Origin of the sequence: Gluconobacter sp. OJA, from assembly GCF_039638325.1 — a bacterium.
Classification (GTDB): domain Bacteria; phylum Pseudomonadota; class Alphaproteobacteria; order Acetobacterales; family Acetobacteraceae; genus Gluconobacter; species Gluconobacter cerinus.
The window spans coordinates 1-18,431 of record NZ_JBDIWI010000002.1 but is presented as its reverse complement, the minus strand read 5'-3'; the positions used below and the strand labels follow the sequence as shown (position 1 = coordinate 18,431).

Here is an 18,431-nt window from a genome sequence, read left to right as displayed (position 1 = left end):
GCGTCAGTCTTTCAGGTAATTGCCGCCGCCATCGCCCTCTCGGACGTGGGCGTATCGTGTGGTGGTCTTCAGGTCGGAATGTCCCAAAGTCTGCTGGACAACATGGGCGGGTGCGCCGTTGTCCAATGCGTGTGAGGCATGGGCGTGCCGGAACCAGTGCGCAGAGGCATCAGGCAATCCGGCACGCTTCGCCGCCCGCTTCACGAGGCGATGTGCCGCTCTCAAGTGAAGCGGGCTCCCATCGTGACCGGGGACGACAGGCGTATCGGGACGCCAGTTGTCTGCTCTCACAGCCACGATCTCTTTCCACAGCTTTGCAGGGACAAGCACATGCCGTGTCTTGTTTCCCTTGCCGAACACGGAGGCCACGCCTCCCTGTTGACGCCGTGTCATGTCTCGCCATTTGAGGGCGCACATCTCTGAGATGCGCAGCCCCATGAAATACAGAACGCGGAGCGCGACCCGCTTTCGCGGGCAGGGCTCCTGCTCGATGATGCGCTTTACATCCTCTTCTGTGAGGATCCGCTCACTGAGACAATCGCGTCCACGCTCCAGGCGAAGCGCTGCGCCAACGTCCACATCCAGAAAACCAACGCGGACCCCGAAGGCCAGAGCTGATTTGACGGATGCCAGCTTTCGCCGGCGCTTGGCGTCTGATCCTGTGAGGCTGTCAAACCAGCCTTGCAGGTCATCCAGGACAACATCCGCAAGCGGCTTGCCTGTCCACTGGCGGAACGCGTCCACATCCGCACGATAGGCGCGGGACGTGTTCGCAGACCGGTTGTGGAGCCACATATTCACGAGGCGATCGTCATCAGAGATACGGGGCCTTTTCGCGTCCGTCGCTGGCGCCATTGGCCCAACTCTCCGACAAGTAATTGAATTATAAAGGTTTCCGATCCTGCGGAGACCCTGAAAAACCGTCAGATAACAGGTATTATCTGACGGGTTATGAACCCATCCAGAGGGTTATCCGACACTCTGTCCTGATAGGCTTGTCAGATAACTCCGGGTTATTGTGTCGGCTTTTTCCTTGATCAATCAGAAGGCGATCCGCCTTTCTTTCGATTGCGATCATCTGGTTTAGGACTCAGGGTCGGGCAGCATTAGTGCTATGCGTAACGACAGCACACAAATAACCTATGCCCGAAAGTCCGAGTATCTGCATTGCTCACTCATCTTTTGGGAAGGTACAACGTCTGTACGAAAAGCTATTGACCCTAGGTCAGTCGTAAATATCAGCAGATTTTACATATTTAATGTATGTTCCTGTTTCAGGTCAACAGAATTGTCTAAATTTATCACCAGATAACGCATCTATGATATAAAAATTCAAACGTTTCATTAAAATTCTCAATAGACATCCAAGATATATTCATAGTGTAATTTGCCAAAAATTTATGTTGCAATAAAAAAAATAATTGGTAATTTTTTACAAATCTTCATAAGGATTTTACTAAATGATTCAACTTTTTAACTCTAGTCGTGATGAAGTAATTAAAAGTTCAGTCTCTCAGGGGGCTACTGAATATAGATATGCACTTAAAAACCTATTACCATTATTAGATAAGTTTAGTGAACAAAGAAAGGTTCAGCGCAGGAAATTTTATGAGCGTTTGCAGAAAGATATTCTTAAAGGATGTCTAATGCCGCCAATAACTCTTGCTTTTGTTGATAAGCGTTATGCAAGCATAACGGATCAAATTCAAATACAAGAATTTGTCTCGAGAAATATATCCGAAGGATATGTTTTGGATGGTATGCAAAGGTTAACTACATTAAAAGAAGCTGAAAGTGATGAGAAGTTCAACCCAGAGCGTCCATTATATTTAAATGTTATAATCGCTGAGCGATATGATCTGCTTCTCTACCGAATGATTACACTTAATAATGGTCAAAAACCTATGACGGCAAGGCATCAAATTGAGATGCTAACTAAAGGGTTAATAGATACTGGAAACTTAAGTATAGAAATTGTTTCTGAAAAAGAGACCGAAGCAGCTAAATTTCCAGGATCATTCAAGCGTGCCGATATAGCTGCTGCATACACAGCCTTTTTGACAAACAGTGTTAATAATGAAAACTCAAGAATTATTGAGTCTAAACTTGATGAAATTCTAGTCGGTAAAGTGATGGAGGCTAATCTAGAAGACTCTGATGTAAATTTCGATCAAATTTTGAGTTTGATTGATAAATTTTCATCGAATGAGAAATCAAAAAACTGGCTACGTCTTGCAAATAATCTAATAGGATTTTCGGTAGGTGTAAAAAAAGGATTCTCTTACATAGATAAAATGTCGGCAGAAGATTTCGAGAGGGCATCTTCTTTGTTTGATGATGCTTTTAGCGCCATGAATTCCTCTAAAATCAATGTTGGAAAATTCCGTAGAGAATTATCAAAATTATTTTTTGAGAAGATAGAGCAATACTATGATTTGGATGTTGAAGATCTGCAGAATGTTTTCCTCGAAGCAACCTTGGTAGACTAAAATGTCTGTTAAACTTCAATTGATTGAGCCAAATGTTGGATTGTATTGTCCAGAAATTCCATTTGTATTTAATCAGAATGGTTGCTGTGTTCATGAAATATTTAGAATTCTTACAGGTAGTGCAAATGTTAGATTTCCTAATTCTGAAAAAATTATCAATTTAAGTGAAAATCAATTTATCGGAAAATCGTGGAGAAGTTCAAATCCTAAAAATATATTCAATTTATTATTTTCAGATTCTATTAGTATTGATGATTATAAAGATCTTGTGGTAAATCTATCCAGATCTGAAAGTGATTTTTTTTGCAAACTCAGAGATGAGTTGTTGTTATGTTTGGTGAATAAAAAAAATAAAAGATATACAGAAAGTTTTCTATATTTATACAGAATTCTCGAACTCATGTCTGTGGCATTTCCTATGATTTATGCCAGTACTCAACGAGGATTTCAGACGAGCCATGATTTTTTACGTGCGCTCATAACGAATGAAAAAGACGGAGAATTGGCGGTTCTTCAGAAAGCTATTCCAGAATTATCCAAAGGTAGCATTTTAGAGGATCTGACTTTCGATTTTGATATATCTGGAAACGAATTAGAATTCATAAGGGAAATAAAAAATCAAATAAATATATGTATAAAACCTCATATTAGGAGTTTAGTATTTGAAGAAGATGGGGATATACTTTTTCATGTTCATTTTAATGACATGGCAAAGTTCATTGTAACCTGCAGGAATAGAATTTTTCATTATAGAATTAAAGAAAAAAATGTTAACTTGGGAGCGATCGGGGGGGCAGATAGATTTTTTCATATAATAATAGATCAATCTATTAAATGGTTCTCTCTTGTTTTGTCAGAGGTAATTAGGGCTCTTTCAAGGAAGTATATATAATATTTAATTTTTCGTTCATAATAGATTTATATGAGAGGCACATGGTAAATCATTAAGTTTATAGTTGGAGTATGGCGCAATTTCTTAGTTTGGTAAAATTGGTGCGATTTAGTCTATAATCTGTGATGATAAGTGAATGTGCTAAAGCAGCCAGGCTTCTTTGATGTTCAAGATCGCCTGGCACGTTTGAGTGGGCTAAATATCTTGTTCAAGGCATCTTAACAGATTGTGGATTTGTAAGTGCTCTTTCCTGCTCATATGGTACGACAAGACACTCCCAGGACAGGATCAACGATCACCGTTTCCTGCGTCTGAAATCACGCAATCAAGGCGCCAATCAATGGCTCTTAGATCTCTTCGCAGCCGGATAACTCTTTAATGCACTAAATTGCTCTCATAATAGTCCGCCACTTGCTCCAATAGCAGTTCAACTGCGCCAGTCATTCCCTGACGGTTCTTTGCATAATGCTCGGCGATCTTCCCAATTGATAGACCGTCTAGCACCAACAAGGTGAGCAGATCCGACGCATAGCGCCCTAGGGTGCGTCGAACGCTCTCACACCGAGCCTCAGCGGCAGAACGGGCGATAAGCATGTCGTGAATGTCTCCGCCACCAGATCCACGGCGTTCGGGGTCTTCGGCGCCCATGATGCCGGTTTCGAAGTCACGGGCCCATCTTTGGGCGGCATCGACGTGGCGCTGTGTGATGGTGCCGGAGCGCAGCAAGCCGTAGAGGCCAGCTCCACGGCGCAGGACGTTTGTCGGTGGTCTGTCTTTTCCTTGCTCTAGTTCAGCCAGAGCGATGCGGTTTTTCCAGGCCCCCTGCATGGGGACGGCGTCTTCAATTGGTCGAGTTGCCTCAGCGGCAGTAGTCATTTGCATTCCACGTTCATGTGGGGTTGCGCTTCATAAATCGGCCGTCGGCATCCCGGTTCGAAGTGAGCCGAGCCAGACGGGCCTGGAGTGTGACAATCTCCAGGGCTTGATCCGCCACTGTCCGCTCCAGTGCCAGGGCAGCACGCTGCGCCTGGTCACGTTCAGAGCTGACCATGAGGAATTCAGAATGGGTGAAAGAGGCGAGGGCACGCCGGAGTGCTTTCATGCGGCCTGAGCCTGCGGGCGGTACCAGTCCAAATACGCGGCACGTTCAACAGGGCAGGCGGGAAGGTCATGCTTCTTGGCCAATTCCGGCCATTCGCGCTTCACGGCAGAGTAGTCCCGCTGGAGGTGGAATGCTTCACTCCAGATCTTCTGCGCCTTGGCATAAGCCTCCAGCGCACGGTCTTCCCAGTCTTCACGAGGGGTAGACTCTGGCACTGGGGCAGTCGAAACACCTGCCTGATGATCCGCCCAGAACCGTTCGATAGGCTTGCGAAATGCACCCATTTTGTAGGCTGTGTCGCCGTTCAGAGCCATTTTTTCGGTGTGCTGCTTTACAGCCTCGACCAGAACATCAGCCGGGATACCGTCCCGCAGGAAGCGACCGCAAATGCTCTTGGCAAAGCCGGCCTGACCGTCAGGGAGGCGTCCAATCTTGAGAACGCGAGCGACGGTCTTGGAGATCAGGGCCTCTGAAATCTCAAGAGCCCGTTTCTCGTTTTCAGTTTCGGAAACTGCCCCGCCGCTGATTGACGACAGCAGCCGCATTTCACGCTGCTCGACCGCTTCGCGCTCACGGCGTTCCCGTGCCTGCTCGGAGGTCTCGCCTTTGCGTGGGCGTCCACCTCTGGCGGCATTGGCACGAGAGGACATAACTTTCACCGAGGCTTCCGGTGCGAACTCTCCGGCGTCCTGACGCTCCTGAAACTCTTCCAGGCGGCGTTGCTTTTCAGCGCGGGCCGCTGCGCGTTCTTCGCGCCGGATATGACGTTCCACGAGGTGAGGGCTGTAGATCGCCCCGTCCTCATCCCGTAGGATAAAGCGGGTGAACTCGAGTTCTGGCAAAACGCGCTGCAGGACATCGACATGCTCGCACGCCATCTGCGCCACCTGAGCGTCATCCAGTCGGCGGCCACCAACGCGGAACACCACGGCACGAGCGGCTTTCAGTGCGTCCATCAAAGAATGAAACACGCCGCGCTGTTCTGCAGGGAGTACCTTGAGGAACGCCATGGCCGGGATGTTGTCCCGATCAAACGTGGCAGGGATCTGGAGCGTCATTTGGAAGCTCCTGCCTTTTCCAATCCGCGAACGATCTTCATAGCGTGGTCCACGACGCGGCGGAGCTTGGTCAGTTCGTGGCCCAGTTTGTGGGCTTCTTCGACCGTGACAATGCCGTCTGCCAAAACGCGGATCGTCATCTTCATGGTGTCGTTAGCCTTGTCGGCGACGTCTTCCATGATTTCGGCCACGTCGCCGTGGCCAAGCTGAACCGGTGTCAGATGATAGCCCAACTCATGCGCCATTGCTTGCAGGATGAATGGCTCCTGGGCGAACTCATCCAGCACAATCGCCACGTCTACCGGGGCTGTCGTTGCTGAATTGCGGTTCTGATATTCCGAGATCCGTGCACGGCCAACGCGTGTGACTGCTGCTGCGGCATCAATGCCGCCAATCGCACGGACGGCCAGTTGCGTGGCTGTCTTGAGCGCAGGGGCATGATTCATGGCTTCACCCTCGCACTGCGATCGGCCATCTTGCGCGCCTCACTATAAAATGGAGCGACGACACATGGCTGACGAATGGAAACTGAAGGAAGACGGAAACCTCGATATTTCGAGCGTAACGGGCTTCCGTGCGGTCGTAATTCAGGACGGTGCCGTGGTGCTTCAGGTAAAAGCTGCCACATCTCCTGACCACTATCCCGCTGGTGATAAGCTTGAGCAGTTCTCGCTTTCGCCGCAGACGGCGGCTGAACTAGGACGCGATCTGCTCGACGCCGCGCAGGTTCTTCTCCAGAAGCCTGAAGGCGAGATGCACTAAGGATCACAAGCAAGACTGCATCTTGCTGACGGTGGCATGAGCGGAGCTTACCCTTGAGGGTATGAAGAATGCTCATGCTGCGGCCGTTCCAAAGTTATGATTTGGTTGCGGGAATATGTCTGGACGGATCACATGTGGATCGAGATTGGCGAGCTGCGCGACTGCAATAACGTGGATTGGGGGGACCTGCTTCCACCTACAGACAGCAGAGTGGGAGCGCTTAATGGCCTCACCTACCTTCTTAGGGCCGCCTGCTGCCCGTATTACTTCGCCAATATCCATATGGCAATGTGAGCATGTCCCACATATTTCTGTCAAGTTTGTGCGTGAGCAAGGCGCACACATTGTCTCGTCGAGACGTGCACAATTTTCACATGGAAAACACGTCCAGAATCAGTGACAGAATCAAAAGTCTTCGCAAAAGACTGAATATGAAGCAGGCGGATTTTGTCGCCGGCCTCAATATTTCAAGATCATATTTATCAAAACTTGAGACAGGAGAGGAGCAACCAGGAAGGGATTTGCTCATCAGAATGTCACATGAATTCAACGTTTCGCTCGATTGGCTTACATCCGGATCAGGAGATGCCGTTCCTGCTAGAGCCATAAACGAGCAAGAAGCGCTTCTGTTAATGGCCTTTCGTTCCTTGCCCCCGGACGAGGCTGAAACCCATCTAAAACTCATGCTTCAGCGCTCAAACAAAGATAGGATAGATCAGTAAGAAATTATTTCATGTGAGCAAATCACACTTTTCTGTTGACTGATATGTTCGCATAACTCACATTTCCTCCATCGCACCGATGCGATGGAGATCGATATGTCATTGCCCGCAGGTGAGGCGCGCCAGTCTCACATCATTCTACAAGTCCGGACCATCAACGGGTCCGATTTTGAACTTACTGTCTTTCCAAGCAGCACAGCCACCTATCGGCGGAGCTTTCCGTATCCGGCGAGGGTAGAAGGTAGCGCGCGAATTTTCGCGGCGTCTGTTGAAGGCGGGATACCGCGGCCCGTAGGCGTGAAAGGCGCGTTACTGGCTCTCATGAATAAGTGTCAGGAGGCACTTGCAGAGCCTGTATCTGAAAAGACTGTCGTTGATTATCTGGTCAGCTTGCAATCGTCGTATGAAACTGTCCAAGCCTGCCTGATAGGCTCCATGCCCGACCAGCAGGAAGGGTAACGGGCATGTCAGAGTTTCAGATCGGGAGATTATTTGTTGTAGAGCGTCTGCAAAGTGTACGCCTTACGCAGATTTTCAAGTTCGCTGATAACATCCTGGGCTATATCATCTCTGCTACGGTCTCCTCGAACGGCAGTAGCGGATACGATATTGGAGGCAGCGATGATAAGGGCTGCTTCAATTTCATTGTCAGGATGTGGTTTCCTGAAGTTCAGGTGATCTGTCATAAGTATTCCTTTCTCGGTCCTGTTGGTGCAGCGAGAATGGAAGGTGTGGGAGAACGTATCAAGCGATTCTCCCACACTGCCGATCTGCCCCTCGAAATGGGGGCAGTATTATGAATACTAATACTCTCATCAGTTTCGACGTTGCGAGAGCGCTCATCATCCTGCGCCGCAACATGCCGGACAGCTTTCATGACCTTTCAGGTTTAAAGCTCGTTGCATCCCGCGCTTATGTCCCAGTTTTCGTCATGCTTGGTGAAGCCGACCACTGGGACATGATTGCGAACTACGCCACCCAACATCATGACCCGATGATACCGAACGGGATCCGGTGGGCGTTCGTGACGGTTTTCCGTGACATCGCAAATACATGGCGCTGCCGTGCGCCTTCGCGCCAGCTGACCCATGACCTGGGAGCCGCAGCGTGATGCGGCCGCTTCATCCTCTCCTGCGTGGTCATACCGATCAGACGTTCGCAGAATATCTGTCTGACCGCCCGCTGGCAGTTCAACAGAAAGCACGGGAGCGGCGTGTGTGCCTGGTGCACGCACGCGCAAGAGCTGCTGATGCGTCTATTCCAGGCATTGCCAAGGCGTATGCCGCAACGGCTGAAGCTGTTGAGGCGGAACTGGTCGCTCTGCTGCATGCCACGAAGCCGGCAGAGTCCATCCCGTTTCCGGAGCCGCCGATGCGTGGTCCTCAGACCATTCAGGATCTTCTGATGCGTACCGAGGCCGCAAAGGCGTCCGGTCGCCTTGCTGGCTTCCTGCGCTTTTGCACCGATCTTCTGCCAGGAGGGCGCGATGTCCACTGAATGGATGGATCTGCTTCTGCCGTGTGGACTGGTGGCTTTCGTGTACGGGGCAGGGATCGTCACCGGGATGGTGATCAAATCTGCTGATAACTGGGCACAGTCTTTCGATGGGAGGACTGCGCCATGAAAGGAGAGGCAAGGACTCCGGACATGTTCACGGTCTGCATGCTTGGCGTTCGCCCTCGGCCATATGCTGGCCAGCGTTATGCAGAATACCGAGATGCTGAACGTCAGGCCAAGGAAGACGTCCGAGAGATGCTATGTGACCACGATATTTATTTGGGCAAGCGCCTGGTCGCCACCGTCTGCTCGCCGTCCTTTGCAGGGAAAATCAAGGTCGATCTTACTGAACTGGGGAGCCGCTTCGCATGAACGGCCGTATCGTCCAAATGGCCCCCAAGGTGCTGGATATTGGGGATGCTGCGTCCTATCTGGCCATGTCGGTTGGGACGTTCAGGGCGCATGTGCTTCCGCATGTCCGGCAGATAAACCTTTCAGCGCGACGTCGAGGCTATTTGGTGTCTGATCTGGATCGCTGGATGGATCGGCAGGTTGGTGGGCAAGGGGGCTCCGTCTCTGTTTCCGCCAATCCTTGGGACGCGATGAGTTGACCACGCTGCGGCTGCCTTACATTCAGCGTTTTAAAGATCGGCATGGAAAGGTTCGGTATTACTTTCGCAAGAAGGGGCAGAAGAGCATTCCGTTGCCAGATCTGCGCGATCCGGCTTTCATTGCTGCGTATCAGGCTGCGGCCTCCGGTGCGGAACCACGAGGGTTAGACGCTGCAAAGGTTACGCGGACAGGAAGTCTGAGGGATGTGATCGAGTCCTGGTATGTCACGGCGCACTTCAAGACGCTGGAAGAGAGTACCAAAGCTGTGTACCGGCGCTTGCTGGAGCGGATGCGCGGCGCGGATTATGCGGCGAACCCGGTTTTACTGATGGAAAGCCGGCATGTCCGGATGATCATGGCTCGGCATAATGACTCGCCCACGACGGCCAATCGAATGTTGCGACTGCTCTCGATGTTAATGGAGCACGCCATTCATATGGGATGGGCGGAGAATAACCCGACGGCGGGCGTACCGCGGATGAAGATCAAGAGCGATGGTATCCATTCCTGGACGGATGATGAGATTGCTCGATATGAAGCGCGCTGGCCAAGTGGCACGAGAGAGCGTCGGGCATTGGCTCTTCTACTCTACACGGGGCAGCGGCGAAGTGATGTTGTGAAGATGGGGCCGCGCTCACTGACGGGTCATGGCATTCATGTCCGGCAGCAGAAGACAGGCACTGAGTTGGTCATTCCCATTCATGAGCAGTTACGGGTCGAACTGAACCAGTGGCAGCCGAGTGGGGCAGGGACGTTTCTGGCGACTGAGAAGGGTCGCCCGATGTCCGTGAACAACTTCTACAATCAGTTTATCGACTGGTGCCGTGAGGCAGGGCTGCCGGCTGGATGCAGTCCGCACGGTTTGCGCAAGGCCGCCGCTCGGAGGCTGGCAGAAGCTGGCTGCACAACGCACCAGATCGCCGCCATCACAGGGCATCGGAGTTTGGCTGAAGTGGCGCGCTATACGCGGGCCGCTGAGCAGGTGGAGTTGGCACGTTCGGCGATGTCAAGACTGAGGCCGAATGTCAAACCTGTCTTGGAAGGTGTCAAACCTGGCCAAAAACTGGCGGAAGATAGCGATTTTTGAGATTGGTGGTGGACCCGACGCGATTCGAACGCGTGACCTTTGCCTTCGGAGGGCAACGCTCTATCCAGCTGAGCTACGGGTCCGTCGGGTCTCCAATAGACGGTTCAGGATAGGCTTGCCAAGCCCTTAGTAGAATTTTGTTTGTTCAAGGTTGTGCGGTGGCTTTCCAGAGAGCTGCCGCCACGTCTCCGCCAGATGGGAGGGCGCTTTCAGGCGTCAAAATCCATGAGGTGACGTCCTGTGCTGTCATCCGTTTATCCCGGCTCATCAGGTGATGGGCCGTCGGAAATTCGTCCAGTCGTACTGAATTGGGAAGGCGTTTCAACAGACTTGCTGTGTAAGGCGGAAGAACAAACTGGTCTCGACCACCGAAAATCATAAGCGTGGGTGTTCTGACGCGTGGTGCGGCGTCGAAGGCGGCGGTCATGAGGTGGGTCAGGCCAAAAAGCGGATGAATAGTCGAACTATGCTGGGTCAGTGGGTCAAAATACATGCGTCGCAGAGCATGGATATTATCGCTTGCAACGCGCTCTCCGGGGACGGCTGATCCATCCAGTTTCCAGCGAGGCGCGACTGTATCGAGGCCATCCAGAACGGTCTGCCAGGGCTCACCGAGTTTCATGATGGCTGGTGCGAGAAGAATGGTTCCGGACAGTTCTGGTGGCGGCTCGGTCGCAAGGAGCAGGGCGATGGCTCCGCCCATGCTCTCGCCCATGACATAGAGATGCACGCCGGGATAACGGCTGCGGAGCCACGTAAGCTCTTCCCGCGTGTCCTGAATCATGCGCGCCGTGCTGCTCCAGCCACCTGCGTCCTGTGTGGCACCAAACCCGCGCTGGTCTGGGGAGACGATTTCGATACCGGCAGCGCTCAGGGGCGGCGCAAAGAATTCCCACGCATCCCGGCTGTCTCCGAAGCCATGAAGCGCCAGAACAACGGCCTTCAATGGGTGTATTGCGGGATAAATTCTTAAAGGAATGCGAGCGCCATCGGACATGCTGAGCGTCACATCCGGGGGGATGAGGGCTGTTTCTTTCGCTGTCGGATGCAGGTCGGGCATTGGCCGGTGCGTGCAGGCACCAAGAAGCAGCGTGCAGGCCGTAAAGCAGGCCACGGTGCAGGAAAGACGCCAGAGGCGGTTTGAAACGGATGGGAATGAGCCTATCATCGCGAAGATTTTAGAACGTCCGGCCCTTCCGGGCGAGAAGGGAGATATTCGTGCCGTCTGAAACGCCTCATCTGGTTCTGGTTGACGGGTCTGGGTTCATTTTCCGTGCTTTCCATGCCCTCCCGCCTATGAGCAGTCCGGATGGTGTGCCGGTCAATGCGGTTTATGGCTTCACGAATATGCTGACGCGCCTGCTGCGCGATCATGTTGGCACGCATCTGGCCGTCATTTTCGATGCTGGTCGTCAGACGTTCCGCAACGAGATTTATCCTCAATACAAGGCGCATCGCCCTGAACCGCCAGAAGACCTGCGCCCGCAGTTTGGTCTGATCCGGGATGCAACAGCGGCGTTCAATGTGCCGTCGATTGAACTGGCTGGCTGGGAAGCAGACGATCTGATCGCGAGTTATGCCAAGGCTGTTGTGGCGCAGGGTGGACGCTGCACGATCATCTCATCGGACAAGGATCTGATGCAGTTGATCTGTCCTGGCGTCGAACTGATGGACCCGATGAAGCAGAAGCCGATTCGGGAAGCGGAAGTTGAGGCCAAGTTCGGTGTGCGGCCAGATCAGGTTGTCGATGTTCAGGCCCTGATGGGGGACTCTACTGATAACGTGCCGGGTGTGCCGGGCATCGGTGCGAAGGGCGCGGCCCAGCTCATTAATGAATATGGCACGCTGGAGAAGGTTCTGGATGCTGCGGAGGGCATGAAGGCCTCCAAGCGCCGCCAGAACCTGATTGAATTTGCGGATGCCGCCCGGATGTCTCGCAAGCTGGTTCTGCTGGCCGACGATGTGCCGTTGCCTCAGCCGATTGAGGAACTGGGGTGCCGCGAGCCGGTTCAGGAAACGCTCCGGGACTGGCTCGACACGATGGGCTTCCATTCCACGATCCAGCGTATGGGTTTGGGGTTGGCGGCAAAGCCAAGGCCCACGCCTCGTCCTAAGGCAGCGCCAGCGGAGGGGGAGGCGCCGACCGTCACGCTCTCTGAAGCATCTTATGGACCGTACGAGACAGTTACGGATTTCGAGGCACTGGATCGGTGGATTGCCGACGCACGAGCAGCCGGATTTGTGGCTGTGGATACGGAGACGGACAGTCTCAATGCCCGTCAGGCCAATATGGTCGGGTTGTCGCTCTCTGTCGCGCCGGGCAAGGCCTGCTACGTGCCGTTCCTGCATGAGGGCAAGCGGGACCTGTTGCAGGATGGGCCGGACGATCAGCCGATCGATCAGCAGCTTGATCGTGCTGCAACGCTGGAGCGTCTTGCCCCGCTGATGCGGGATGCGTCTGTTCTGAAAATCTTCCAGAACGCCAAATATGATCTGACGGTGTTCCGCAAGGCTGGACTGCCTGAAATAACGCCGATCGACGATACGATGCTCATTTCCTACGCGCAGTCTGCGGGTGAGCACGGGCAGGGTATGGATGAGCTCTCCCAGCTTCATCTGGGGCATACGCCGATCACTTATGATTCCGTAACGGGAACGGGGCGTAAGCGCATTCCGTTCGCTGAAGTGCCGCTGGATCAGGCGACGGCTTATGCAGCGGAAGATGCCGATGTCACGCTGCGGTTGTGGCAGGTTCTGCGTCCTCAGTTACGTCTTCGTCAGTCACTGGCCCTCTATGAAGAAATCGAGCGGCCTCTGATCGAAGTCCTGACGGATATGGAAGACGTCGGGATCAAGGTGGATGCCGTTGAACTGCGGCGTATGTCGGCCGATTTTGAAACGCGTATGGCGGTGATCGAGAAGGATATTCACGAACAGGTTGGGCGCAGTTTTAATGTTGGGTCGCCCAAGCAGCTTGGTGAGATCCTGTTCGACGAAATGGAGCTTCCTGGCGGGAAACGCACCAAGAGCGGCTCTTGGGGTACGGACTCTTCTGTCCTTGAGGGACTGGCGGAGCAGGGGCATGATCTGCCGCAGAAAATCCTGTCCTGGCGTCAGTTAGCCAAGCTGAAATCCACTTATGCCGATGCGCTGGTTGAGCAGATGGATCAGGGAACGCAGCGCGTTCACACGTCCTTCCAGATGGCTATTACGACCACCGGGCGTCTGTCTTCCAATGAGCCTAACCTTCAGAACATTCCGATCCGTACGGAAGAAGGCGCGCTGATCCGTAAGGCTTTCGTGGCAGCTCCGGGGCATGTTCTCGTGTCTGCGGATTACAGCCAGATCGAACTGCGACTTCTGGCTCATGTGGCGAAGATCGAGCCTTTGCTGGAGGCGTTCCATCTGGGGCAGGACATTCATGCCCGCACGGCCTCCGAAGTGTTTGGTATTCCCATCGAAGGCATGGACCCTTTGACCCGTCGCCGGGCCAAGGCCATCAACTTCGGCATTATTTACGGGATTTCAGCGTTCGGTCTGGGGCGTCAACTTCAGATTTCGCCGGGTGAAGCACGCTCTTATATTGATGCGTATTTTGCCCGTTATCCCGGTATCCGCGCCTACATGGAGCGCACCAAGGAAGAGGCGAAGGAACACGGTTATGTTCTGACGCCGTTTGGTCGTCGCTGTTATGTGCCGGGCATCAAGGACAAGAACGGTGCTCGCCGGTCTTATGCTGAGCGTCAGGCGATCAATGCGCCGCTTCAGGGCGGTGCCGCTGACATTATCAAGCGGGCTATGGTGAGGCTGGCGAGAAAGCTGCCTGAGACGGGCCTGAAAGCGCAGATGCTGCTTCAGGTGCATGATGAACTGCTCTTCGAAGTTCAGGAGCAGGATGCGCAGGCATTGGCGGATTTCGTCCGTCAGGAAATGGGAAGTGCTGCCAAGCTGGATGTGGCACTTGAGGTTGAAACCGGTATTGGCCCGAGCTGGGCTGACGCACACTGAGAGACTGAACGACCATGGAAACCCAACACGAACGCCGCAAGCGGATCAGCAATCGCATCATCTGGGGGGTGCTGGCAGTTGCGGCAGTTCTGGCCGGGGTCGGCTTCCAGTTGGCCTCTCATGGTGGACCGGGGCTGCTGGTACAGTCCAACGGAAATGAAGTTGGCGGCAGCTTCCGTCTTGATTCCCTTGGGGAAAGCACGGTTACGGAAGGAGACTTCCACGGGACCTGGGTTCTAGTGTGGTTCTTTGACACCAACTGCCCTGAAGATCGCTGCCAGCCAGTGCTGAAAAGCATGGAGCAGGCGTATCAGGCCCTTCACGCACAAGGCGTCCGTGTCTCTCCGCTTGCGGTGTCTCTGGACCCGTTTGATGAAAACGAAGCCCTCAGAAACTATGTCATTCCGGTTGCTCCCCATGTGATGCCGTTCACAGGTACGCCGAACATGATCAAGGCCATGACGGCTGAGTATCATGCCCCGGATCAGAAAGAGGGTGACCATTACGTTCCGGCCCCGCGGATCGTTATCATGGATCCAAGTGCCCGTTATGCTGGGACGATTGATGCGACTGGCGATGCAGATGCGTTGATTGCCCGCCTTCGTCAGCTGTCAAAGCGCTAAATGGCAATGCGTGTCCCGGCCTTTCTCCTCGCTCTTTCACTTGGCGTGGCCGGGACGGCGTTTGCTCAGGAGCAAACACCTCCTGACTGGGACGGTCAGACGCTGGGCAGCCCGCACCGGGGTGGAACGCTTCGGCTCACTGCTGATGGTCCCGGCGGGACGTTGGACCCGCAGGTTAATTACGGCACGCAGTACATGCAGGTGTTCGTCAATATGTACGATCCCCTGCTGACGTTTAGAGAGGCGCGTGGCCCCACCGGGCTGGAGGTCGTTCCCGATCTTGCGGACGCCATGCCGACTATCAGCCCTGATGGGCTGACATGGACACTCCATTTACGGTCCGGTCTAAAGTTTTCGGACGGATCGCCGGTTCGTGTTGAGGACGTCGTGGCGTCTTTTCGTCGGATCTATCGGGTCGGCAGCCCGACGGCCGCGTCATTCTACGGTGGGATTGTCGGTGCGAAAGAGTGCCTCGATGCGCCGGACCACTGCACGTTGCCGGGTGTGGAAGGGCATTTAGACGGAACAATCGTATTCCATCTGGCTCATCCGGATGGAGAGTTTCTCTACAAGCTTGCGTTCCCTCACGCAGTTATTCTGCCTGCGTCAGTGTCTGTGCACGATGTGGGGAATGAGACCGTGCCGGGCACAGGGCCTTATCGGATCACGCATTACGATCCCGAGCATGGCATTGTGCTGGAGCGAAACTCTTACTTTCATGTCTGGAACCCGCAGGCCCAGACAGACGGGTTTGCTGACCGGATCGAGTATAATTTCGGCCTCTCTGACGAGGCGCAGATTACTGCGGTCGAGCAGGGTCAATATGACTGGATGCTCGATGCCAAGCCCTCTGACCGATTGGGTGAGCTCGGCGCGAAATACACCTCGCAGGTTCATATCGAGCCGCTGCTGGGGCTGTATTATCTGGCCATGAATGTGCATGAAAAGCCGTTCACAGATCAGCGGGTGCGTCAGGCTGTCAGTATGGCTGTGAACCGACATGCCATGACCATTTTGTTCGGTGGTGGCGCGATTTCCGAACCTCTCTGTCAGATGGTTCCACATGGCATACCAGGCGCTGATCTTGGTCTTTCATGCCCACAGGACCTGGAGAGAGCCAGAAAGCTTGTGCGTGAGGCCGGTGAAGAGGGGGCGACCGTAACGCTGGTGGTTCCCAACCGGGCCGTTGAGCTTGGAATGGGAACATATCTGCGGAATGTACTTCAGCAGATCGGTTTCAAGGCACAGCTCCGTCCCATAACAGCTGGACTGGCAGAGTCCTACGAACAGAATACAGCCAACCATGTGCAGATTAGTCTGTCTTACTGGTTTGCAGATTATCCCTCAGCATCGACGTTTCTCGATGATCTGTTTGGATGCGATAATTACCATCCGAATTCAGCTATTTCTCCGAACTTTACCGGCTTTTGTGACAAGCATGTGCAGTCTCTTTTCGAACGTGCCAAAACCCAGACAGATCCAGCTTTAGCGGCACCGATCTGGCAGGATGCTGGTCATGAGATCATGAGGCAAATGCCCGGTGCCCCCATGATCCAGATGAAGACAATCGACTTTGTGTCAAAGAGGCTTGGGAATTACTACTCGACGCTTCTCAGCCACATGCTGTTCTCTCACGTCTGGGTAAAATAAGACCGCGTGTCGGATTAAGTCTGCTGATATTGCAGGACGCAGAATTTTTCCCAGTCCATGACATGAGAGACGGGCGCAACTGTTCCGTCCGGACGCGCAGAGAGATGCCCGTTTTCGGTATGGATCGAGAAGCAGAAACCATCCTGCTGGGTCTGGCAGGCTAATGGGATAAGGCCTGCGGGTGTAAAGGCGTAAAGATCATCGTCATTCAGGATGACTGGTGCGCCACGCTCGGGAATATGATGCTTGGTTTGCAGGAAAGATTTTTCGGCAATGTCGTAACACAGCAACTCACCGGTCCAGGCCAGGACATAGGAAGGTGTGTAAACCTGACGGTAATTTCCTCCGAGTTGACGAAATAGCTGTGTCGCCTCCGTAGAATGACCAGCACGGGCAAGGTCAGCGGCCAAAGTACGCATGTCAGCGTCATGATGGCGCATGAAGTGATCGAGGATCTCCCGATTGGCGGGGTGGTCAGAGGTTAGTAAGCGAAAAACCCAGAGTGGACTTTTTCTCTGAGCATATCGAAGAATTTTGAAAATATTTTCAGGGGTATTTCTGCGAGTGCGCGCCGCAATACGGCGGATAGCGGCGGGATTGTCTAGGTTGCTCACGAGTTTTTGGAAAATCTTCGTGCCCTTGAGACGTGCCGTCACCATATGCCCTGCGTGACAGACGGGAACAGAAAACGCAGGGGTCTTCTGTTGTATAAGTTTTACTTCTTCGGCGTCGGGTTTTTCATACGGGTCAAAGAAAACATAAATTTTTCCATGAGTGTCTTCGGGCTGAATGCCCATGGATTTGAGTATTGGTTGAAAAAAATTCTGGAAGTGGGAGTGGTGACTGACTTCGCTTTTATCAATGCTCCATTGCGGGGCCATGGAAATGACATAGTCAAAATTAAATATTCTGGAATATTTAATAACAGCATAGGCTCCCATGGATACGCCGTATCCCAGGAGAGAAATATCCTGTGTGTGCAAAGTTTGCTTTCTGGTCTGGATCCAGTGAAGAGCTGCGCTGAACGCTTGCAGATAATCTCCGTCCCTGTACCAGCAGTCATGCTTGGCAATAATTCCTACCCAAGGAAGATCGAGTTTTTTTGCAAGTGAATATCCAAAGAATGTACCGTCGTATCTTTCAGGAGCGCCTCCGCCGGTAAAGCTAATAACAATAATATTTTTTTCGTCAGTACCTTCCAATGCACGAACAATGTAATGATTGTCATCATATATTGTGCTTATAAAAATTCTGCTTCGCAGGTGGGGGGAAAGGCTTGAAAATTAAATCCAAACCATGGTTCGTGACCGATTAAATTGAATCCGGATTATGTATTTTGAAATTTTAAGCTATGTTAAAAACGGCAGTTGAGATGCTCGTCTGAGGGAAAGAATGAACTTATGAAAAAAAAGACCGCTGTTCTCTTCAAGTGTCATAACTGGGATTCGGTTATTCAGCGGTCTTATGAGCGCTGCAAAAGACATTCTAATAAATCAGATTTTTATATAGTTTATGATAGCACAAAGGGAGTAGTAGAAATTCCCGAGCATATACAAAAAACGGAAAATATATTCCTTGCGCCTTACTCAGCAGTGGAGAATCTTGGTCTTGCTTGGGGGACTGAGGTAGGAAATTATGGTGGTTACTGGTATAATGGAGATTATCACCAAAATTTGTTTATTATAAATAACCCTGATTACGATTATATTTGTTCAGTTGAGAATGACGTTGTAGTATTAAATGATTTTGACCATATCTTTGAGGATATGGATTCCAGAAATATTGATGCTGTTTATAAGCATGTGGAGGGATCGAAGAACCCTTGATTGATACGCTTGGCTGGTGATTTCAGGTTTTTGGCGATTTGATTGACTACTTTTGGGTTCGTTTTCGATCTGCGTTTTGAGCAGATTGAGTGCTGCCCCCCGC

The 18,431-nt window shown here is 52.3% G+C and carries 23 protein-coding genes and 1 tRNA gene; 16 read left to right on the top strand and 8 right to left on the bottom strand.

The annotated features are described in order from the left end of the window. Positions 1-3: 3 nt before the first annotated feature. Positions 4-855, bottom strand: coding sequence for a tyrosine-type recombinase/integrase (locus ABDK75_RS10490; RefSeq protein WP_346005875.1), 852 nt, complete (start codon positions 853-855; stop codon positions 4-6). A gap of 605 nt (positions 856-1,460) precedes the next feature. Here ABDK75_RS10490 and ABDK75_RS10485 point away from each other — a divergent pair. Further along, a complete protein-coding gene (locus ABDK75_RS10485; RefSeq protein WP_346005874.1) occupies positions 1,461-2,489 on the top strand; it encodes a hypothetical protein in 1,029 nt (342 codons plus the stop codon). 1 nt (position 2,490) lies between these two features. Next, the gene (locus ABDK75_RS10480) at positions 2,491-3,381 is read left to right on the top strand and encodes a hypothetical protein (protein ID WP_346005873.1); all 891 of its coding nucleotides are present in this window, start codon (positions 2,491-2,493) and stop codon (positions 3,379-3,381) included. A gap of 375 nt (positions 3,382-3,756) precedes the next feature. Here the strand turns inward: ABDK75_RS10480 and ABDK75_RS10475 are convergent, their stop codons facing one another. From ABDK75_RS10475 to ABDK75_RS10460, 4 genes are read right to left on the bottom strand one after another with little or no spacing between them, the layout of a single operon-like run. Then, complete coding sequence (locus tag ABDK75_RS10475) at positions 3,757-4,257, bottom strand: hypothetical protein (RefSeq protein ID WP_346005872.1); 501 nt, start codon at positions 4,255-4,257, stop codon at positions 3,757-3,759. A gap of 13 nt (positions 4,258-4,270) precedes the next feature. After that, on the bottom strand, positions 4,271-4,483 hold the full coding sequence (locus ABDK75_RS10470) for a hypothetical protein (RefSeq protein ID WP_346005871.1): 213 nt from the start codon (positions 4,481-4,483) through the stop codon (positions 4,271-4,273). Then, positions 4,480-5,541, bottom strand: a complete 1,062-nt coding sequence (locus ABDK75_RS10465; RefSeq protein WP_346005870.1) for a hypothetical protein — start codon at positions 5,539-5,541, stop codon at positions 4,480-4,482. Before ABDK75_RS10465 ends, ABDK75_RS10470 begins: the two co-directional genes overlap by 4 nt. Continuing rightward, positions 5,538-5,987, bottom strand: coding sequence for a hypothetical protein (locus ABDK75_RS10460; protein WP_346005869.1), 450 nt, complete (start codon positions 5,985-5,987; stop codon positions 5,538-5,540). The genes ABDK75_RS10465 and ABDK75_RS10460 overlap by 4 nt, the downstream gene beginning before the upstream one ends. A gap of 64 nt (positions 5,988-6,051) precedes the next feature. Here ABDK75_RS10460 and ABDK75_RS10455 point away from each other — a divergent pair, with 64 nt between their 5' ends. From ABDK75_RS10455 to xerC, 10 genes are all read left to right on the top strand, one after another. After that, positions 6,052-6,303 (top strand): hypothetical protein, encoded by a 252-nt coding sequence (locus ABDK75_RS10455; protein ID WP_346005868.1) that lies wholly within the window; start codon positions 6,052-6,054, stop codon positions 6,301-6,303. Positions 6,304-6,677: 374 nt separating this feature from the next. Then, complete coding sequence (locus tag ABDK75_RS10450; protein ID WP_346005867.1) at positions 6,678-7,025, top strand: helix-turn-helix transcriptional regulator; 348 nt, start codon at positions 6,678-6,680, stop codon at positions 7,023-7,025. A 96-nt stretch (positions 7,026-7,121) separates the two neighbouring features. After that, positions 7,122-7,484: a hypothetical protein gene (locus ABDK75_RS10445; protein ID WP_346005866.1), complete on the top strand. Its 363-nt coding sequence runs from the start codon at positions 7,122-7,124 to the stop codon at positions 7,482-7,484. 5 nt (positions 7,485-7,489) lie between these two features. Continuing rightward, positions 7,490-7,825, top strand: a complete 336-nt coding sequence (locus ABDK75_RS10440; protein WP_346005865.1) for a hypothetical protein — start codon at positions 7,490-7,492, stop codon at positions 7,823-7,825. Beyond that, positions 7,822-8,136 carry a hypothetical protein gene (locus ABDK75_RS10435; protein WP_346005864.1) on the top strand — a complete coding sequence of 105 codons (315 nt, stop codon included), beginning with the start codon at positions 7,822-7,824 and terminating at the stop codon, positions 8,134-8,136. Before ABDK75_RS10440 ends, ABDK75_RS10435 begins: the two co-directional genes overlap by 4 nt. Further along, entirely contained in the window at positions 8,136-8,522 is a 387-nt protein-coding gene (locus ABDK75_RS10430) for a hypothetical protein (RefSeq protein WP_346006175.1), read from the top strand. The genes ABDK75_RS10435 and ABDK75_RS10430 overlap by 1 nt, the downstream gene beginning before the upstream one ends. Beyond that, a complete protein-coding gene (locus ABDK75_RS10425; RefSeq protein ID WP_346005863.1) occupies positions 8,512-8,649 on the top strand; it encodes a hypothetical protein in 138 nt (45 codons plus the stop codon). Before ABDK75_RS10430 ends, ABDK75_RS10425 begins: the two co-directional genes overlap by 11 nt. A gap of 23 nt (positions 8,650-8,672) precedes the next feature. Beyond that, entirely contained in the window at positions 8,673-8,894 is a 222-nt protein-coding gene (locus tag ABDK75_RS10420) for a hypothetical protein (RefSeq protein WP_346005862.1), read from the top strand. Beyond that, positions 8,891-9,133, top strand: a complete 243-nt coding sequence (locus ABDK75_RS10415; protein ID WP_346005861.1) for a transcriptional regulator — start codon at positions 8,891-8,893, stop codon at positions 9,131-9,133. Before ABDK75_RS10420 ends, ABDK75_RS10415 begins: the two co-directional genes overlap by 4 nt. After that, complete coding sequence (gene xerC, locus ABDK75_RS10410) at positions 9,130-10,221, top strand: tyrosine-type recombinase/integrase (RefSeq protein ID WP_346005860.1); 1,092 nt, start codon at positions 9,130-9,132, stop codon at positions 10,219-10,221. The genes ABDK75_RS10415 and xerC overlap by 4 nt, the downstream gene beginning before the upstream one ends. Positions 10,222-10,227: 6 nt before the next feature. Here the strand turns inward: xerC and ABDK75_RS10405 are convergent. Together ABDK75_RS10405 and ABDK75_RS10400 are read right to left on the bottom strand one after the other, a co-directional pair. Continuing rightward, positions 10,228-10,304, bottom strand: a tRNA-Arg gene (locus ABDK75_RS10405). 62 nt (positions 10,305-10,366) lie between these two features. Further along, entirely contained in the window at positions 10,367-11,389 is a 1,023-nt protein-coding gene (locus tag ABDK75_RS10400; RefSeq protein WP_339405537.1) for an alpha/beta fold hydrolase, read from the bottom strand. A gap of 50 nt (positions 11,390-11,439) precedes the next feature. Between ABDK75_RS10400 and polA the strand changes: the two genes are divergently transcribed. From polA to ABDK75_RS10385, 3 genes are read left to right on the top strand one after another with little or no spacing between them, the layout of a single operon-like run. Beyond that, entirely contained in the window at positions 11,440-14,229 is a 2,790-nt protein-coding gene (gene polA / locus ABDK75_RS10395) for a DNA polymerase I (protein WP_346005859.1), read from the top strand. Positions 14,230-14,243: 14 nt separating this feature from the next. After that, positions 14,244-14,852, top strand: a complete 609-nt coding sequence (locus ABDK75_RS10390; RefSeq protein ID WP_064273936.1) for an SCO family protein — start codon at positions 14,244-14,246, stop codon at positions 14,850-14,852. Continuing rightward, positions 14,853-16,502, top strand: a complete 1,650-nt coding sequence (locus ABDK75_RS10385; RefSeq protein ID WP_408874434.1) for an ABC transporter substrate-binding protein — start codon at positions 14,853-14,855, stop codon at positions 16,500-16,502. A 14-nt stretch (positions 16,503-16,516) separates the two neighbouring features. Here ABDK75_RS10385 and ABDK75_RS10380 read toward each other — a convergent pair whose 3' ends face one another. Then, positions 16,517-17,704, bottom strand: a complete 1,188-nt coding sequence (locus ABDK75_RS10380; protein WP_346005858.1) for a hypothetical protein — start codon at positions 17,702-17,704, stop codon at positions 16,517-16,519. A 198-nt stretch (positions 17,705-17,902) separates the two neighbouring features. Here ABDK75_RS10380 and ABDK75_RS10375 point away from each other — a divergent pair, with 198 nt between their 5' ends. Next, positions 17,903-18,328 (top strand): hypothetical protein, encoded by a 426-nt coding sequence (locus tag ABDK75_RS10375; protein WP_346005857.1) that lies wholly within the window; start codon positions 17,903-17,905, stop codon positions 18,326-18,328. Positions 18,329-18,431 lie beyond the last annotated feature (103 nt).

Excerpts from the sequence above, each read along its gene's own strand:
- ABDK75_RS10415 (WP_346005861.1), top strand. The coding sequence starts at position 8,891 with ATGAACGGCCGTATCGTCCAAATGGCCCCCAAGGTGCTGGATATTGGG.
- ABDK75_RS10490 (WP_346005875.1), bottom strand. The coding sequence starts at position 855 with ATGGCGCCAGCGACGGACGCGAAAAGGCCCCGTATCTCTGATGACGAT.
- ABDK75_RS10460 (WP_346005869.1), bottom strand. The coding sequence starts at position 5,987 with ATGAATCATGCCCCTGCGCTCAAGACAGCCACGCAACTGGCCGTCCGT.
- ABDK75_RS10470 (WP_346005871.1), bottom strand. The coding sequence starts at position 4,483 with ATGAAAGCACTCCGGCGTGCCCTCGCCTCTTTCACCCATTCTGAATTC.
- ABDK75_RS10440 (WP_346005865.1), top strand. The coding sequence starts at position 7,490 with ATGTCAGAGTTTCAGATCGGGAGATTATTTGTTGTAGAGCGTCTGCAA.
- ABDK75_RS10400 (WP_339405537.1), bottom strand. The coding sequence starts at position 11,389 with ATGATAGGCTCATTCCCATCCGTTTCAAACCGCCTCTGGCGTCTTTCC.
- ABDK75_RS10455 (WP_346005868.1), top strand. The coding sequence starts at position 6,052 with ATGGCTGACGAATGGAAACTGAAGGAAGACGGAAACCTCGATATTTCG.
- ABDK75_RS10475 (WP_346005872.1), bottom strand. The coding sequence starts at position 4,257 with ATGACTACTGCCGCTGAGGCAACTCGACCAATTGAAGACGCCGTCCCC.
- ABDK75_RS10390 (WP_064273936.1), top strand. The coding sequence starts at position 14,244 with ATGGAAACCCAACACGAACGCCGCAAGCGGATCAGCAATCGCATCATC.
- ABDK75_RS10435 (WP_346005864.1), top strand. The coding sequence starts at position 7,822 with ATGAATACTAATACTCTCATCAGTTTCGACGTTGCGAGAGCGCTCATC.
- ABDK75_RS10480 (WP_346005873.1), top strand. The coding sequence starts at position 2,491 with ATGTCTGTTAAACTTCAATTGATTGAGCCAAATGTTGGATTGTATTGT.
- ABDK75_RS10445 (WP_346005866.1), top strand. The coding sequence starts at position 7,122 with ATGTCATTGCCCGCAGGTGAGGCGCGCCAGTCTCACATCATTCTACAA.
- ABDK75_RS10375 (WP_346005857.1), top strand. The coding sequence starts at position 17,903 with ATGAAAAAAAAGACCGCTGTTCTCTTCAAGTGTCATAACTGGGATTCG.
- ABDK75_RS10385 (WP_408874434.1), top strand. The coding sequence starts at position 14,853 with ATGGCAATGCGTGTCCCGGCCTTTCTCCTCGCTCTTTCACTTGGCGTG.
- ABDK75_RS10450 (WP_346005867.1), top strand. The coding sequence starts at position 6,678 with ATGGAAAACACGTCCAGAATCAGTGACAGAATCAAAAGTCTTCGCAAA.
- ABDK75_RS10485 (WP_346005874.1), top strand. The coding sequence starts at position 1,461 with ATGATTCAACTTTTTAACTCTAGTCGTGATGAAGTAATTAAAAGTTCA.
- ABDK75_RS10465 (WP_346005870.1), bottom strand. The coding sequence starts at position 5,541 with ATGACGCTCCAGATCCCTGCCACGTTTGATCGGGACAACATCCCGGCC.
- ABDK75_RS10430 (WP_346006175.1), top strand. The coding sequence starts at position 8,136 with ATGCGGCCGCTTCATCCTCTCCTGCGTGGTCATACCGATCAGACGTTC.
- ABDK75_RS10420 (WP_346005862.1), top strand. The coding sequence starts at position 8,673 with ATGTTCACGGTCTGCATGCTTGGCGTTCGCCCTCGGCCATATGCTGGC.
- ABDK75_RS10425 (WP_346005863.1), top strand. The coding sequence starts at position 8,512 with ATGTCCACTGAATGGATGGATCTGCTTCTGCCGTGTGGACTGGTGGCT.